General features: G+C 59.9%; 1 protein-coding gene. It reads left to right on the forward strand.

Annotated features, from left to right (window positions below; translation table 11 throughout):
• The coding region (locus J4G32_RS20810) for a LysR substrate-binding domain-containing protein (protein ID WP_246505439.1) at window positions 1-299 on the forward strand (299 nt) is incomplete at both ends.

Consider the following 299-nt stretch of genomic DNA (forward strand, 5'->3'; position numbering starts at 1 on the left):
AATGCTGGCGAAATTTATGGCGCGTTATCCTGATGTTTCGCTACAGCTTGAAGCGACCAATCGTCGGGTGGACGTCGTAGGGGAGGGGGTGGATGTGGCGATTCGCGTCAGGCCGCGCCCGTTTGAAGATAGCGACCTGGTGATGCGCGTCCTGGCTGACAGAGGGCATCGCCTGTTTGCCAGCCCGGATCTTATCGCACGGATGGGAATCCCTTCCGCGCCGGCGGAGTTGAGTCATTGGCCAGGGCTAAGTCTTGCATCCGGCAAGCATATCCACCGCTGGGAACTTTACGGCCCGC

The sequence above is a fragment of the Microvirga antarctica genome, from assembly GCF_017921815.1.
Taxonomy (GTDB): domain Bacteria; phylum Pseudomonadota; class Alphaproteobacteria; order Rhizobiales; family Beijerinckiaceae; genus Microvirga; species Microvirga antarctica.